The following is a 15,392-nucleotide window of genomic DNA, read 5'->3' on the forward strand; positions in this document are numbered from 1 at the left end:
CTCAGATGTCCACTTCGACCGAGTCGCCGTGGATCTCCATCAACTCGCGCCGGGACGAAGCCTCGCCCTTGCCCATCAGCTTGTTGATCGAGGTTTCGGTTTCCGTGAGGTTCAGCTGACCCAGCGCGATCACGCTCAGCCGCCGGGTCTCGGGGTTCAACGTCGTGTCCCACAGTTGTGTGGCGCTCATCTCACCAAGGCCTTTAAAGCGGCTGATGCTCCACGAGCCTTCGCGCGCGCCTTCCTTGCGCAGCTTGTCCAGCGTCGCCGTCAACTCGCCCTCGTCCAGCGCGTAAATCTTGGCAGCCGGCTTCTTGCCGCGCGCCAAGGCATCAACCCGGTAGAGCGGCGGGCGGGCGACATAGATATGGCCGGTCTCGACCAGCTTGGGGAAATGGCGGAAAAAGAGTGTCAGAAGCAGCACCTGGATGTGCGAGCCGTCCACGTCCGCGTCCGACAGGATGCAGACCTTGCCGTAGCGCAGGCCGGAAAGATCCGGCGAGTCGTTCTTGCCATGAGGGTCGACACCCAGCGCGACCGAGATATCGTGGATTTCATTGTTCGCAAACAGCCGGTCGCGCTCGACCTCCCAGGTGTTCAAGACCTTGCCGCGCAGCGGCAAAATGGCCTGCGTCTCCTTGTTGCGGCCCATCTTGGCGCTGCCGCCGGCCGAATCGCCCTCGACCAGAAAGATCTCGTTGTGCAGCAGGTCGCGGCTTTCGCAATCGGTCAGCTTGCCCGGCAAGACGGCCACACCCGAGCCCTTGCGCTTCTCGACCTTTTGCGAAGCGCGCTGGCGAGTTTGTGCCTGCTTGATCACCAACTCGGCGAGCTTTTTGCCGAACTCCACATGCTGGTTCAGCCACAGCTCCAGGCCCGGCTTCACATAGGTGGAGACCAGGCGCAGCGCGTCACGGCTGTTCAGGCGCTCCTTGGTCTGACCCTGGAACTGCGGGTCCAAGACCTTGGCCGACAGCACGAAAGAGGCGCGCGAGAATACATCGTCCGGCATCAGCTTGACGCCCTTGGGCAAGAGGCTGTGCATCTCGATAAAGCCCTTGACCGCGCCGAACAGGCCGTCCTTGAGGCCGGATTCATGCGTGCCGCCGGCCACGGTTGGGATCAGATTGACATAGCTCTCGCGCATCGCCGCGCCTTCTTCGGTGAAGGCCACGCACCAAGCGGCGCCCTCGCCCTCGGCGAAGTTCTCGGTCTCGGCCCGGCCCGCGTATTGCTCGCCTTCGTACAGCGGGATCAACGGTTCGGCATTGAGCGTCTGCATCAGATAGTCGCGCAGCCCGCCTTGATAGGACCAGGTTTGCACATCTCCGGTCTTTTCGTTCGTCAGCGTGACGATCACGCCCGGCATCAAGACCGCCTTGCTGCGCAAGAGGTGGATCAGCTCGTTCTTGGGCAGCTCGGCGCTCTCGAAATATTTGGCATCGGGCCAGACCCGCACCGTCGTACCCTGCTTGCGCTCACCGCGCTCGGCCTTGCGAGCCACCACAGGTTCAACCACATCGCCGTTCTCGAAGGCCAAGGTCGCCACCTCGCCGCCTCGCCAGACCGTCACCTCCAGGCGCTTGGCCAAGGCATTGGTGACGCTGACGCCAACGCCGTGCAGGCCGCCCGAGAAGCTGTAGGCGCCGCCCGAGCCCTTGTCGAACTTGCCGCCGGCATGCAGGCGGGTGAAGACGATCTCGACCACCGGCACACCCTCTTCGGGGTGCAGGCCGAAGGGAATGCCGCGGCCGTCGTCGGCAATCGAAACCGAGCCATCGCTGTGTTGGATCAGGTCGATGCGCTTGCCGAAGCCGGCCAGCGCTTCGTCGGCCGCGTTGTCGATGACCTCCTGGATCGTGTGCAGCGGGTTGTCGGTGCGCGTGTACATGCCCGGCCGCTGTTTGACGGGCTCAAGGCCCTTAAGTACGCGGATCGAGCCCTCGCCATAGGAGCCCAAGGCCGGGGAGTTGCTGGAAGAAGTTGATGCTTTGCTGGTCGCCATGGGGCAGATTCTAGGCGGCGGCCCGCGGCCAAGTGCGCAAACGCTGCCAAGTTCCCGGCTAGCATGTCGCCCCTATGCACCTGAGATCCCTCACTTCTTACCTGCTGACCTGTCTCGCCCTGAGTTTGAGCGGCCTCGCGGCAGCCGAGCCCGAAAGCACGGCATTCAAGGCCGGCCCACCGCTCAGCATGGAACTTAAAAATGCCCAATGGTTTGATGGCAAGGGCTTCGTCAAGCGCGGCACGCTCTATGTCAAAGATGGCGTTTTCAGCACTCAGAGAATCAAGAAGCCGCAGCGCAGCCTGGACTTAAGCGGCCAGTACTTGATCCCGCCCCTGGCCGAGGCGCACAACCACAATCTGCAAAACGGCTGGGGCTACGCGCGCTATGCGAACAGCTATTTGCGGGACGGTATTTTTTACGCGGCCATGCATTGCGGCGAGCCCAAGGGCGTGGCCTTGGCCCGCGGGCTGGCGAATCAGCCGGCCGCACCGGACATTTTGTTCGTCAGCGCCTGTATTACCTCATCCGACGGGCAACCGCTCGCGCAACTGCTCGGGGAGGAAGCGGGTGGCACCAAGCTGAAACTCGAAGATGTGGCAGACAAGTTGCTGCTGATCACGGATACGCCCGAACAAGTGGCGCAGAAATGGCCGCTTGTGGCCGCGCGCAAGACCGATTTGGTCAAGCTGATGCTGAGCCGCAGCGAGAGCCCCGAACTGCGCGGTGACGCCAAGCAGCAAGGCCGTTTGGGCCTCAAGCCCGAAGTCTTGCCGGCCATCGTCAAACGCGCCCACCAAGACGGCTTGCGGGTGATCGCCCACGTCGAGACGGCCGCTGACTTTGCGCTGGCGGTGCAAGCCGGTGTGGACTGGATTGACCACATACCGGGCTATTTTTTCCATGAAGGTCTTGGCCCCGAGGCCTACCGGCTCAGCGCCGACATGGCCGGCGACGCGGCCAAGAAACATGTGGCCGTGATCACCGGCACGGCGGCGGCAACGCTGTTCCGAGCCCCGCCGGAGACGCAAGCGGCCGTGCGCCGCCTGCAAATCGAAAACCTGCAAACGCTCAAGGCCGCCGGAACCAAGCTGCTGCTGGGCTCCGACCTTTTCAACGGCTCAGCACTGACCGAGCTTCAACATCTTGAAAGCCTGGGCGTGCTCGACCGCGCCACGCTCTTGCGCATGGCCAGCATCACCACGCCGCAGGCGCTCTACCCTAAGCGACGCCTGGGCTGCTTCGATGCCGGCTGCGAGGCGAGCTTTTTGTTGCTTGCGGCCAATCCACTTCAAGATTTGGCCGCGATTGGGCGCATTCAGCTGCGTGTCAAGCAGGGCCGGATGCTGAACCTGCAATCTCCGTGACAGACAAACCCTGGCGGTTCTGGCTATATTGCGGCAGATGACAACACCCCAATCCCCCCGCTTGTCGATGAAGCAAGTGCTGCTGTGCGGCGCTTTGATCGTCACCTTGTCCATGGGCATACGCCACGGATTCGGTCTGTTTTTGCAGCCCATCACCATGGACCGGGGCTGGACGCGCGAGACCTTTGCCTTCGCGCTGGCAATTCAAAACATTGCCTGGGGTCTGGCGGGGCCCTTCACCGGCATGTTGGCCGATCGTTTCGGGCCGTTCCGCGTGCTCATGGTGGGCGGCTTGTTGTACGCCGTCGGTCTGGTCTTGATGGCCTTGTCGACCTCCGGCCTGGCCTTCACCGGCAGCGCCGGGCTGCTGATCGGCATTGCCCAATCGGGCACCACCTACGCGGTGATTTACGGCGTGATCGGGCGCAATGTCGACCCAGCCAAGCGCAGTTGGGCGATGGGCGTGGCGGCGGCCGCAGGCTCTTTTGGGCAGTTCTTGATGGTGCCGGTGTCGAATTGGCTGATCAGCTCCAACGGCTGGCAAGACGCGCTCTTCATCCTCGCCTGCATGTCCTTGATCATCATCCCGCTCGCTTTTGGCTTGCGTGAGCCCAAAACAGCCGCACCCAGCCCGCATACTCATTCGCAAAGCATTGTGCAGGCCTTGCGCGAGGCCTTTGGCTACCGCAGCTTCCAGTTGCTGATGGCCGGCTATTTCGTCTGCGGCTTCCAGGTCGTTTTCATCGGCGTGCACATGCCCAGTTACCTGAAGGACCAGGGCCTGAGCCCGCAAGTTGCGACCTATGCCTTGGCCTTGATCGGCCTGTTCAATGTGTTCGGCACCTACGCGGCCGGCTCGCTTGGCCAGCGCTTCCCCAAGCGCTACATCCTGTCTTGCATCTATGCGCTGCGCTCGGTCGCCATCGTGGCCTTCTTGACTGCGCCGCTAACGCCAAGCTCGGTGTATCTGTTCTCGGCCGTGATGGGCCTGCTGTGGCTGTCGACCATCCCACCCACCAATGCGGTACTGGCACAGATGTTTGGCATCCAGCATATGTCAATGCTGAGCGGCTTTGTCTTTTTGAGCCACCAGATCGGCAGCTTCTTGGGCGTCTGGCTGGGCGGGCGCTTGTATGACCAAACCGGCAGCTACGATGTGGTTTGGTGGCTGGCGGTGGGCTTGGGGCTAATGGCCGCCTTGGTCAATCTGCCGGTGCGCGAAGAACCGATCCATAGACCGCTGCCGGCATGAAGCGCAGCTCGCTATGGCTACTCCGCTTGGCCGCCCTGGCCTTGCTTGGGGCGGTGTTTCTCAGCTATTTTCAAACGGACTTGATGATCCGGCTTTCCGAACAAATCTGGGCTTGTTTTTGATGACCTGCACTTCTTCTCCCCCCTCAAAATGGCTGCTACGCTGGCCGCAAGCGATGCGCGCCGGCGGTACGGCCCTTGATCTGGCCTGCGGCAGCGGCCGCCATGTCCAGCACTTGGCCGCGACGGGGATGAAGGTCACCGGCGTCGATATCGATGCGGCGGCCACCGCCGGATTAGAGAGCAAAGCCGAAATCATCAATGCCGACATCGAGTCCGGCCCTTGGCCGCTGGCGGGCCGGCAGTTCGATCTGGTGCTGGTCACCAATTACCTCTGGCGCCCCTTGATCCCCTTGATTACCGCCGCGGTCGCGCCGGGCGGTTGGCTGATTTATGAAACCTTCGCACAGGGCCAGCACAGCATTGGCCGGCCCGCGCGGCCCGAGTTCTTGCTGCAGCCGGGCGAGTTGCTGGAGGCCTGCAAAGGCCTCAGCGTGGTGGCCTTTGAAGATGGATTCGAGGTGATGGCCGTCAACCCACGCTTTGTGCAGCGCGTTGCTGCCGTGCGCGACCTCCATGACGGGGTGTTTCAGCGCTACGCCTTGGATCAAAACTGAGCCCTTGCCGCCGCTGAGTAGAATTGCCGGATAACTAGGAATTGCAATGAACGGATTAGTTGGCAGCATCGTCGCACTCGTGACACCGATGCAAGAAGACGGCAGCGTTGATTACGCTGCATTACGCAATTTGATCGACTGGCATATCGCCGAGGGCACCAGCTGCGTCTGCGTGGTCGGCACAACCGGCGAATCGCCCACGGTGGACGTGGAAGAGCACTGCGAAGTGATCCGGGTTGCGGTTGAGCATGCAGCCGGCCGTGTCCCCGTCATGGCCGGCACCGGCGCCAATTCCACCGCCGAGGCCATCAATCTGAGCCGCTTCGCCAAAAAGGTCGGCGCCGACTGCAGCTTGTCGGTCGTGCCCTACTACAACAAACCCTCGCAAGAAGGTATCTATCAGCATTACAAGGCGATCGCCGAGGCGGTCGACCTGCCCATGATGCTGTACAACGTGCCCGGCCGCACCGTCGCTGATATGCAGCCCGAAACCACGCTGCGCTGCGCGACCTTGCCCGGCGTCTTCGGCGTCAAGGAAGCCAGCGGCAATATTGAACGTGCGGCTCAGCTGATCAAGCTGGCGCCCAAAGGCTTTTCGATTTACTCGGGTGACGACGGCACCGCGATCGCCCTGATGCTCTTGGGCGGCCACGGCAACGTCAGTGTCACGGCCAATGTGGCTCCGCGTTTGATGAGCGAGTTGTGCCGCGCGGCCTTGGCCGGCCAAGTGGCAGAGGCGCGCCGGATTCACTTCCAACTGCTGGACCTGCACAAACAGCTGTTCTGCGAGCCCAGCCCTGCCCCGACCAAATGGGCAGTGGCCAAACTGGGCCGCTGCAAGAATGCGCTGCGCCTGCCCATCACCACCTTGACGGCAGACGGCCAGGCCAAGGTTGAGCGGGCGATGCATGAGGCTGGTTTGCTCTGATCGCCGCCGCTGCTGCAGTCTGCTCTAATCCCCCCATTCGCTTTTTGAAATTTGGGCCGTGCTCATACGGTCCCAGCCGCCCTGATTCCCTCGGAGATGTCTAGCGTGACTCGTTCCTCATTTGTTTCCTCCACGGCCACTCCGGTGCGCCTGGCATGCCGCTTGGCCGTCGCATCTTTGCTGGGATCATTGGCTGCTTGCAGCACTCTTGACAACACTTTCTCGTCCGAGAAGGTGGACTACCGCAGCGGCGCGCGCCAAACCACCGGGCTGGATATTCCACCCGATTTGAAGCAATTGGCACGCGACAACCGCAACCAGCCGCAAGGCGAAAGCGTCAGTGCGGCGAGCTTCCAGCAAAAGGGCAAGGAGCAAAAAGCGGCCATGGCCGCCGGCCAACCCGCCAACACGGTGGCTTTGAACGCGGTGGCCGATATGCGCATCGAGCGCAGTGGCTCGCAGCGCTGGCTGGTCAGCAGCTTGACGCCCGAGCAAATGTGGCCACTGGTGCGTGACTTCTGGCAAGAGCGCGGCTTCGAGGTCCTGAAGGACTCGGCCGATGTTGGCGTGATGGAAACCAACTGGAACGAAAACCGTGCCAAGTTGCCGCAAGACATCATCCGCTCGACCCTTGGCAAGGTGCTGGACAGCTTTTACTCGACCGGCGAGAAAGACATGTTCCGCACCCGCTTGGAGCGCGGCGCCAACGGCGTAGGCACCGAGGTCTTCATCAGCCACCGCGGCATGCAAGAGATCTACACCGGCGCGCAAAAAGACAATACCGCCTGGCAGCCGCGCCCGAGCGATCCGCAGTTGGAAGCCGAAATGCTGTCGCGCCTGATGCTCAAGCTGGGTGCCAGCGACGAGCAGGCCAAGGCCGCGCTTACCGCCGCCAAGGTGCAAGCATTGCCAGCAGGTTCTGCTGCAGCAGCGGCCCCGACGGGCGTGGCTCTTGCAGCCACCACGCGCTCTTTGGCCGAAGTTCCGGACGCCTTGCAGGTCAACGAAGGCTTCGAGCGTGCATGGCGCCGAGTTGGCCAGTCGCTGGACCGCCACGGCTTCACGATTGAAGACCGTGACCGCAAGCAAGGCCTGTTCTTCTTGCGCTATGCCGACCCGACCCAGGCTGGTAAGGAAGAGCCTAATTTCTTCCAGAAATTGTTCAGCTCGGATGCTGCCCCGGTGGCGACGCGTTACCGTGTTTCGGTCAAGTCTGAAGGCGAGCGCAGCACGGTGATGGTGCTGGACGACAAGGGCCAACAGCAGACCAACGAGAATGCCAAGCGTATCCTCAACTTGCTGATGGACGATTTGCGCTGAACCGGGCCTGCCCCGATCAAGCTAACGCCGCTGCCGCAAGGTCTGCGGCGTTTTTTATTGTTCTCGCCCAGAAGGTTTTTCAATGCGTTTTTGCAGCCTAGGCAGCGGCAGCGGCGGCAACGCCAGCCTGATCGAGGCCAGTCAAGGCATCACCAGCACGCAGCTCTTGGTCGACTGCGGCTTCAGCCTGCGCGAATTGACGCGCCGCCTGGAACGCGCCGGCAGCAGCCCGGCCGACTTGGACGCCATCTTCATCACCCATGAACATGGTGACCATATCGGCTGCGCCTTGAACTTGGCGCAGCGCTTTCGCATCCCGCTTTGGACCAGCCGTGGCACTTGGCGAGCCTTGAGTGACCGGCCGAACAATATGTCGGCGGCCGACTTCGACCCGGCTCTGCTGCATCTGATCAAGGACGGCGAATGCGCCGACTTGGGCGACATTCAGATCAAGCCCTTTGCCGTGCCGCACGACGCGCAAGAGCCGCTGCATCTGCGCTGCAGCGACGGCGCCCGCTCGCTAGGCCTGATCACCGATCTCGGTCACGCCTGCGCTTCCGTGACGCAAGCCTTGCAAGGCTGCCAAGCGCTGTTGCTGGAGTGCAATCACGATGAGGAACTGCTGCGCGCATCGGGCTACCCCGCCAGCCTCAAGCGCCGCATCCTGGGCAGCCACGGCCACCTGTCCAATGAAAGTGCCGCCGAACTGCTACGGAGCTGCCTGCACACGGGGCTGCAGCATGTGGTCGCCGCCCATCTGAGCGAAAGCAACAACAGGCCGGCGCTGGCCGCCGCAAGCCTGGCCGCAGTGCTGGGCTGCTCGCCCGACGTGATCCCTGTCGCCAGCCAGGACCTAGGCTGCGCCTGGACCGAACTGAGCTGAAACCAAGCCGAGAAACATCAGACGTAAAAAAACCGCCTGATTTGCACCGGGCGGTTTTTGCGGTGATCGGAACCGATCACATCGAGAAGCGATTACTTCTTGACAGCGTCCTTAGCTGCATCAGCAGCCTTGTTGACGGCGTCAGCAGCCATGCCGCCCACTGCGGAAGCAGCGTCAGCAACGCCGGCCGCGGCAGCCGAAGCGCCAGCGTCAACAGCAGTCACAGCTGCCGAGGCAGTTGCGTCAGCAGCCACTGCGACAGCCGAAGCGGCTTCAGCAACAGCAGGAGCCACAACAGCAGGAGCTTCTTCTTTTTTGCCGCAAGCGGTCAGAGCAACAGCAGCCAGCACAGCAGCCAACAGGATCGACTTGTTCATACTTATCCTCAAAAATCGTTAAACGAAATTGCAATTACCGGTAATTTTTTGAAGTCCAACAACGTTGACCAAACCTCGCGGTGGCTGTTGTTGTAAAACTTCGGCATGACAAGACGAGGAAACCTCGAGCGCTTCCACCGCCTAGCCGCAAATTATAGCTTGCTCGTTTGAAGCCTCTTAGAGGCCCAGTGTCGTAACAGCAAACGATTCGCTCGATCGTTGCGCTAATGCATCAAACCATTGGCTTTTTTGCAATGAATCTTCGGCTTCGGTGGAAATTGACGATCGCCAAAGCCTCTTGTCGAACAGGCTGAGGCTCAGAGCCTGCTCAGTACCAACGCAAGTGAAAAACGATTGCACCCCACCACAGGATCCGGCCGCGGCAAAAGCCTCGGGCGTGTAAGCCAGGGCCTGCACGCAATGCCCCCAGTTGCCGCGCCAGCGCACAAAGCGCGGATGACGTTGGCGCAAATCCTCGTATTCCGCGGCCAGCAGATGCAAGCGCCGGCGCGGCTTGGCCCAAGTCGTCAAGGCCGCGAGAACATCGGCATCCGACCAGGGCCAATCGACCAGGTTTTCATCGAAGCAGTACAGGTCCCGTGCGCCAGCCGCACAAGCCTGTAGCAAGGCTTGCCGCAAATTGGCCACATAAGCCGCCCTGCCCTCGAACTTGCCCGGCGCCAGCGCATCCATCAGCCCTGCCCCACCTCTTGCTGGACCCAACCATCTTCGACCCACTGAGCCAGTAAGTCGCGTGCGCCTTCGGACAACTGAGCGACCTGCTTGCGTGTCAGCAGCTTGCTATCAGCAAACGCACGCATCAGCGTCGCATCGCGCCCGGCGGCGCGGAAGGATTCACCGTTGATGAACACATGAAACTTGTCGTACATCATGCGGCTGCGCCTATCCAGGCTAACGCCCTGATCCGGCGCAAACTCGGCGCCCGCCTCGAACCAAACACGCGGTTTGGGCTCGGTCAGGGCCTCACCCAAGGCGCGCTCCAAGGCGCGCGGTTCGCGCAACGCCCGCTCGGCGGCGTCACGGGCAAATTCGATCAGCTGCTCGGGCACCAGGCCCGGCGTGGCAGTCGCCGCCTGCTTGGGGTCGGCATACATTTTGTTGGCGTAACCCTGATCCTCATCGTCCATCAAACGGCTGAGCAGATCCTTGGCCAACTCGGCCCGCCAAGGCGTGCGAAATCCGACCGAGCAGGTCATGCACTCACCCACCGCCACACCGTCATGCGCCCAGCCCGGCGGCAGGTACAGCATGTCGCCGGCGTCGAGCACAAACTCTTCCTCGTACACGAAGTTCTTGATGATCTTCAGCGGCACGTCATCCCGCAGCTCCGCGCCCGGCTGACGGCCAATACGCCAGCGGCGCTGGCCCTGCACCTGAATCAAAAACACATCGTAAGAATCAAAATGCGGGCCGACGCCGCCGCCGTCGGTGGCGTAAGAAATCATCAAATCATCGAGCCGCGCCTCGGGCACAAAGCGGAATTGATTCAGCAAGTCAGCCGCGGCCGGCAGATGCTGCTCCAGGCCTTGAATCAACAAGGTCCAACCCGGTTTGGAGAACGGCGGCAACTTGGCCACCGGACCCGGATAAAGCGCCCAGCGGCCCTCGAACGAGCTAGCCAAGCGGGACTCGACATCCTCGCTGGCAGCCATGCGCGCCAACTCGGTACGGGTCGCCGGCGGTTTGATGCCGGGCAAGGCTTGGCGGACCAGCAAAGGCTTTTTTTGCCAATGCAGGCGCATGAATTGTTCGGGCGAAAGGCCGGCAAGCAGCGGCAATGGAGATTCAATGTTCATGGGCGACATTGTGCTTGCTGGCGCGGGCGAACGCGCCCCCCCTGGCGTCCCAGTAACGGGAAAAACGACAGCAGGCCCGTCCCAATTTCGAGACCGCTTGCGCCAACTCAAGTCCACGCCGGTGGCCCAGGGGTTTGTAAATCAAGCACTTAGCCAGCTAGCGACGCCTGGCACGAGTCCTGCAATAGATAAGCCATGGATATTCGCCACGCGCCTCACCGATTCGCCTTTTTACGTCGCCCCATCATCAAATGGAGCGGCCTCGCCGCCGCCGGCCTGGCGCTATTGGGCGGCGCCCTGAGCCTGGGCCTGAACGCACGCCCGGCCTCGATGAGCGTAAGCGCCAAGACCGTCAGCCTGGCCACCGTCGAGCGCGGCGCGCTCGACTTGGACCTGCGTGCCAGCGGCATCTTGTTGCCCAGCGAGGTCCGCTGGATCGCCGCGCAGAGCGAAGGCAGAGTCGAGCGCATCGCCGTGCAGGCCGGTGACGAACTGGCACAGGGTCAGGTCTTGCTGGTCTTGAGCAATCCGCAGTTGCAACAGCGCGCCGAGGAAAGCCGCTGGACCTTGGAGCAGGCACAGGCCGAGGCGCGTGCGCTGCGTTTAAGCCTGGAGAGCCAGCAAATGAGTGCCAGCGCCGCCGTTCAGCGGGCCGAACTGGCGCTGCAAAGCGCTCAACTGCAGTGGGCTGCCGATCAGGAGCTATTGAAAGACGGCATGGTGTCCAAGCTGGCCTATCAGCGCAGCGAATTCAACCTCAAGCAAAGCACGCAAGGCCTGAGCCTGGAGCGCCAACTCTTGCAGCAGGCCCAAGCCAACCAGCAAGCGCAGCTGAGTGCCAAGCAGGCGACGCTCGCCAAATTGAGCAAGAGCCTGCAGCGCGACCAAGATCAAGTGGCCGCTTTGACGGTGCGCGCGCCGATGAGCGGCATCCTGCAGGAGCTGGCCTTACAGCCGGGGCAAAGCGTGCCGGCCGGCGCCAATCTGGCCAAGATGGCCAGGGCCGACGCTCTTTACGCCGAATTGCAGGTGCAAGAGGCGATGGCCCGCGACATCGCCATCGGCCAAACCGTGCGACTGGATCTGCGCACCGGCGGCAGCGACGGCCAAATCGCCGGCATCGTCTCGCGCGTTGCACCCAGAGTCAGCAAGGGCTCAGTCCAGGTCGACATCAGTCTGCAAGGCCCGCTGCCGCGCGGTGCTCGGCCCGATCTGAGCGTGGACGGCGTGATCGCCATCACACGCCTCGCCGACACCTTGCAAGTGCAGCGGCCGGTCTTCAGTCAAGCGCAGTCGACCGCCAGCGTGTTCCGCGTCGGCACGGGCGGCGTTGCCGAACGTGTGCCGGTGCAGTTCGGTGCGGCCTCGGTCGGCCGGATCGCCGTGCTTTCGGGCCTGCAGTCTGGGGACCGCATCGTCGTCTCCGACACCAGCGCCTGGAGCCAGGCCGCCCGCGTCAGCATCCGCTGAACTCAAGTTCAAATAGTTAACCCAGGAGACACCCCTATGAATTCCACCGCCCCTCTGATCAAGCTGCAAGGCATCCAAAAAAGCTTTCTCACCGATGAGTTGGAGACCCGCGCGCTGGACGACGTCGATCTGCAAATCCACAGCGGCGAGTTCCTGGCCGTCAGCGGCCCGTCCGGCTGCGGAAAGTCCAGCCTGCTGGCCATCCTGGGCCTGCTCGACAGCCCCAGCGCCGGCAACTATGCCTTAGCCGGGCAGTCCGTAGAAGCGCTGGACAACCGCGCCCGCGCCTTGCTGCGCAACCGCCAGATCGGCTTTGTTTTTCAGGCCTTCAACCTGATCAGCGACCTGAGCGTGGAAGATAACGTCGCATTGCCGCTGACCTACCGCAGCGAAATGAGCCGCGCCGAGCGCCGCGCCCGCGTGGCCGAGGTGCTGGCGCAGGTCGATATGGGCCACCGTGCACGCCATTACCCGGCCCAGCTGTCCGGCGGCCAGCAGCAGCGCGTGGCCATCGCGCGCGCGCTGGTCGGCAAGCCCAGTCTGATCCTGGCGGACGAGCCGACCGGCAACCTCGATTCACGCAACGCCGATCTGGTGATGCAGTTGCTCAGCGATGTACATGCCGGCGGCGCCACGCTGTGCATGGTCACGCATGACCCGCGCTACGCGGCGGCCGCGCAGCGCACGATCTCGCTGTTTGACGGCCGGGTGGTGGCCGACATGCCCACCTTGATGCCAACGCTTGCACCGACGCCTGCGCCAGCTCTGGTCGCGCGTCAAACCGCGGAGCAGCTGTGATGTGGGATGACCTGAGCCAAACCCTGAACTCGCTGCGCCGCGCCCCCGGCTTCGCGCTGCTGAGCCTGTTGACGCTGAGCTGCGGCCTGGGTTTTGCAATCTATAGCGCGGCCATCTACTTCAGCTTCACCGCCGGCAACATCCCCTTCCCCGAGCCCGAACGGCTGCTCGCCGTCGAAGCCACCCGCCATGATGAGCGCACGCAAGGCAAGAGCGTTCACTACCTGGATTTTCTTGAATACGCCCGAGCAACACCCAGCCTGGAAGGGCTGCAGGCGCTGGATACGGCCACCGTCACGCTCGGCGGCACGCAGCAATACCCGCAGAATTTCCAGGCGGCTTATGTGCCGGCCGCCATCTGGCCCTGGTTGGGCGACGCAGCCAAGCCCGAGGTAGGGCGCCTATTGCAAGCCAGCGACGAGTTGCCCGGCGCGCCGCCGGTGGTCGTCATCGGCGCGGATATCTGGCGCAACTTTTTGGGCAGCAGCAAGCAAGTCATCGGCAGCCACATCAGCATCAACGGCGTCAGCACCGAAATCGTCGGCGTGCTGCCGGCCGCGCTGCGCTTTCCCATCACGCAACAGCTCTGGTTGCCCTTCAACATGCCCGGCGCCGGCATGGTCCGCGCGCAGGGCATGGAAATGGGCACGGCCAAGCATGTGTTTGTGCTGGGGCGACTCAAGGCCGGGGCGAGTCGCTCCCAAGCTCAGCAGGAGCTGGACCTGACGGCGCAGCGCTTGGCCGTCAGCTTCCCCAAGAGCAATGCCAAGGTCGGCGCCGTGGCGCTGCCCTATGCCAAGTGGAGCATGCCGGACACCGACGCCATCTATCTCGGTCTGGCCGGCGCGGCGGTGTTGCTGCTGAGCCTGGTCTGCATCAACACCGCTAACTTGCTGCTCGCACGTGCCAACGAGCGGCGGCAAGAGTTGGCGGTGCGGGCCGCGCTGGGCGCGCCGCGTGGCCGCCTGATTCAGCAAATGCTCGCTGAAGCCTTGATCCTGAGCCTGGCCGCCGCGCTGATCGGCCTGTTCTTCAGCGCCTGGGCCTTGGAGGCGACACAGCAAGCGGTCTTCGAGACCTCAGACGGCCGCATGCCCTTCTGGATTCGCATCCAGATGAGCGGCGCGGCGGCGGCCTTTGGCCTGGGCCTGACCTTTGTCACCGCGCTGGCCACCGGCTTGCTGCCGGCCTGGCGTGCCTCGGCGGTCGATGCCGCGGCGGTGCTGCGCGATGGCCGCGGCGCTGGCGGCCGGGCGGCCGGGCGTTTCAGCCGCGTGCTGGTGTTCTTGCAAATCATGTTGTCGAGCTTGTTGCTGCTGGTGTCGGCCGCGCAGACCTATTCGGTCCATCAACGCCTGAACGCCGGCACCGGCGCGCGCACCGAGGGCGTCTTGACGGCCATGCTGCGGCCGCGCCAGGCCGCCTACACCAAAGACGAAGCCGCCCGCGCCCAACTCTGGGCTCGGGTCGAAACAAGTCTGCGCGACAGTGCGGCAGCATCCAGCGCCGGCGTCGCCTTGAGTCTGAGCCTGCCCGGCGGCGGCATGTCCTCGACCGAAGAGGTTTTGCCCGAGGGCATGACCGTAGAGGATGAGCGTTACCCCGAAGCCGGCGTCTATAGCGTCAACGGCGGCTTCTTCAAGACACTCGAGGTGCCCTTGCTGGCCGGGCGCGAGTTCGGCAGCCATGACCGCGCGGACAGCTTGCATGTGGCCATCGTCAACCGCAACTTCGCGGCACAGTATTGGCCGGGCCTGGACCCGCAAGCCGTGTTGGGTAAACGTTTTGCCTTGAACCCCAAGGTCGACAAGACCGGGGCGAAGGTGCGCGACTGGTACACCGTGGTCGGCGTCAACGGCCATCTGGTGCAGGGCATGGGCGGCGACAACGGTATGCGCAGTCACAACATTTATCTGCCTATCAGCCAGTCGGTCCCCGATCAGCTGGGCATTGCCATGGTTGGCTGGGCCGACACAGCCACCAACCGGGATCTGCTGGCCAAGGCAATCGCCCGCGCCGACCCCGCGCTAGCGCTGGAGCATGTCTACAGCGCCGAGGAGCGGCAAAAGATTGCCTACGGCGGCTCCGAGGTGATGGCGGCACTGTGCTTGATCCTGGGCTTGATGACGCTGGCCTTAGGCGTTAGCGGCATCTACGGCGTGACCAGTCGGGCGGTGGCTCAGCGCACGCAGGAGATCGGCGTGCGCCGCGCGGTCGGCGCCAGCGATGCGCAGGTTTTGCGCTTGCTGCTGCGCCAAGGGCTTTGGGCCTTGGCGCTGGGCATGCCGCTGGGCCTGCTCTTGGGCTGGCTGGCCATCACGCAGATGGATGAGGTCGGGCCGGCATTGCTGCTCGGCGTGTTGGGCGTCGGGCTCGTCATCGCTGCAGTGGTGATGCTGGCGACCTGGTTGCCGGCTCGGCGAGCGATCGCGATGCCGCCGAATATGGCATTGCATTGCGAATGAACTTGGGCGCCACCGTACTGGACACGGGCCTGGG

13 protein-coding genes are annotated in these 15,392 nt (G+C 63.2%); 9 read left to right on the top strand and 4 right to left on the bottom strand.

Translation table 11 applies throughout. The features are described from left to right. Position 1: 1 nt before the first annotated feature. The gene (locus tag LNV08_RS07150; protein WP_263533008.1) at positions 2-2,005 is read right to left on the bottom strand and encodes a DNA topoisomerase IV subunit B; all 2,004 of its coding nucleotides are present in this window, start codon (positions 2,003-2,005) and stop codon (positions 2-4) included. 74 nt (positions 2,006-2,079) lie between these two features. Between LNV08_RS07150 and LNV08_RS07155 the strand changes: the two genes are divergently transcribed. From LNV08_RS07155 to LNV08_RS07180, 6 genes are all read left to right on the top strand, one after another. Then, positions 2,080-3,372: an amidohydrolase family protein gene (locus LNV08_RS07155; protein ID WP_263533009.1), complete on the top strand. Its 1,293-nt coding sequence runs from the start codon at positions 2,080-2,082 to the stop codon at positions 3,370-3,372. 37 nt (positions 3,373-3,409) lie between these two features. After that, positions 3,410-4,624: an MFS transporter gene (locus tag LNV08_RS07160; RefSeq protein WP_263533010.1), complete on the top strand. Its 1,215-nt coding sequence runs from the start codon at positions 3,410-3,412 to the stop codon at positions 4,622-4,624. 121 nt (positions 4,625-4,745) lie between these two features. Continuing rightward, on the top strand, positions 4,746-5,300 hold the full coding sequence (locus tag LNV08_RS07165) for a class I SAM-dependent methyltransferase (RefSeq protein ID WP_263533011.1): 555 nt from the start codon (positions 4,746-4,748) through the stop codon (positions 5,298-5,300). Between the two features lie 46 nt (positions 5,301-5,346). Beyond that, the gene (gene dapA / locus LNV08_RS07170) at positions 5,347-6,228 is read left to right on the top strand and encodes a 4-hydroxy-tetrahydrodipicolinate synthase (protein WP_263533012.1); all 882 of its coding nucleotides are present in this window, start codon (positions 5,347-5,349) and stop codon (positions 6,226-6,228) included. A 96-nt stretch (positions 6,229-6,324) separates the two neighbouring features. Further along, positions 6,325-7,548, top strand: coding sequence for an outer membrane protein assembly factor BamC (gene bamC, locus LNV08_RS07175; RefSeq protein ID WP_263533013.1), 1,224 nt, complete (start codon positions 6,325-6,327; stop codon positions 7,546-7,548). 82 nt (positions 7,549-7,630) lie between these two features. Continuing rightward, the gene (locus tag LNV08_RS07180; RefSeq protein WP_263533014.1) at positions 7,631-8,431 is read left to right on the top strand and encodes an MBL fold metallo-hydrolase; all 801 of its coding nucleotides are present in this window, start codon (positions 7,631-7,633) and stop codon (positions 8,429-8,431) included. A gap of 92 nt (positions 8,432-8,523) precedes the next feature. Here the strand turns inward: LNV08_RS07180 and LNV08_RS07185 are convergent, their stop codons facing one another. The 3 genes from LNV08_RS07185 to LNV08_RS07195 form a co-directional block, all read right to left on the bottom strand. Beyond that, positions 8,524-8,808: a hypothetical protein gene (locus LNV08_RS07185; protein ID WP_263533015.1), complete on the bottom strand. Its 285-nt coding sequence runs from the start codon at positions 8,806-8,808 to the stop codon at positions 8,524-8,526. Between the two features lie 177 nt (positions 8,809-8,985). Beyond that, positions 8,986-9,501, bottom strand: a complete 516-nt coding sequence (locus tag LNV08_RS07190) for a hypothetical protein (protein ID WP_263533016.1) — start codon at positions 9,499-9,501, stop codon at positions 8,986-8,988. After that, positions 9,501-10,625: a JmjC domain-containing protein gene (locus tag LNV08_RS07195; RefSeq protein ID WP_263533017.1), complete on the bottom strand. Its 1,125-nt coding sequence runs from the start codon at positions 10,623-10,625 to the stop codon at positions 9,501-9,503. The genes LNV08_RS07190 and LNV08_RS07195 overlap by 1 nt, the downstream gene beginning before the upstream one ends. Positions 10,626-10,820: 195 nt before the next feature. Here LNV08_RS07195 and LNV08_RS07200 point away from each other — a divergent pair, with 195 nt between their 5' ends. From LNV08_RS07200 to LNV08_RS07210, 3 genes are read left to right on the top strand one after another with little or no spacing between them, the layout of a single operon-like run. Beyond that, the gene (locus tag LNV08_RS07200) at positions 10,821-12,095 is read left to right on the top strand and encodes an efflux RND transporter periplasmic adaptor subunit (protein WP_263533018.1); all 1,275 of its coding nucleotides are present in this window, start codon (positions 10,821-10,823) and stop codon (positions 12,093-12,095) included. A 36-nt stretch (positions 12,096-12,131) separates the two neighbouring features. Continuing rightward, positions 12,132-12,893: an ABC transporter ATP-binding protein gene (locus LNV08_RS07205; RefSeq protein ID WP_263533019.1), complete on the top strand. Its 762-nt coding sequence runs from the start codon at positions 12,132-12,134 to the stop codon at positions 12,891-12,893. Further along, positions 12,893-15,358 (top strand): FtsX-like permease family protein, encoded by a 2,466-nt coding sequence (locus LNV08_RS07210; protein ID WP_263533020.1) that lies wholly within the window; start codon positions 12,893-12,895, stop codon positions 15,356-15,358. Before LNV08_RS07205 ends, LNV08_RS07210 begins: the two co-directional genes overlap by 1 nt. Positions 15,359-15,392 lie beyond the last annotated feature (34 nt).

Origin of the sequence: Paucibacter sp. TC2R-5, from assembly GCF_025717605.1 — a bacterium.
GTDB lineage: Bacteria > Pseudomonadota > Gammaproteobacteria > Burkholderiales > Burkholderiaceae_C > Paucibacter_A > Paucibacter_A albus.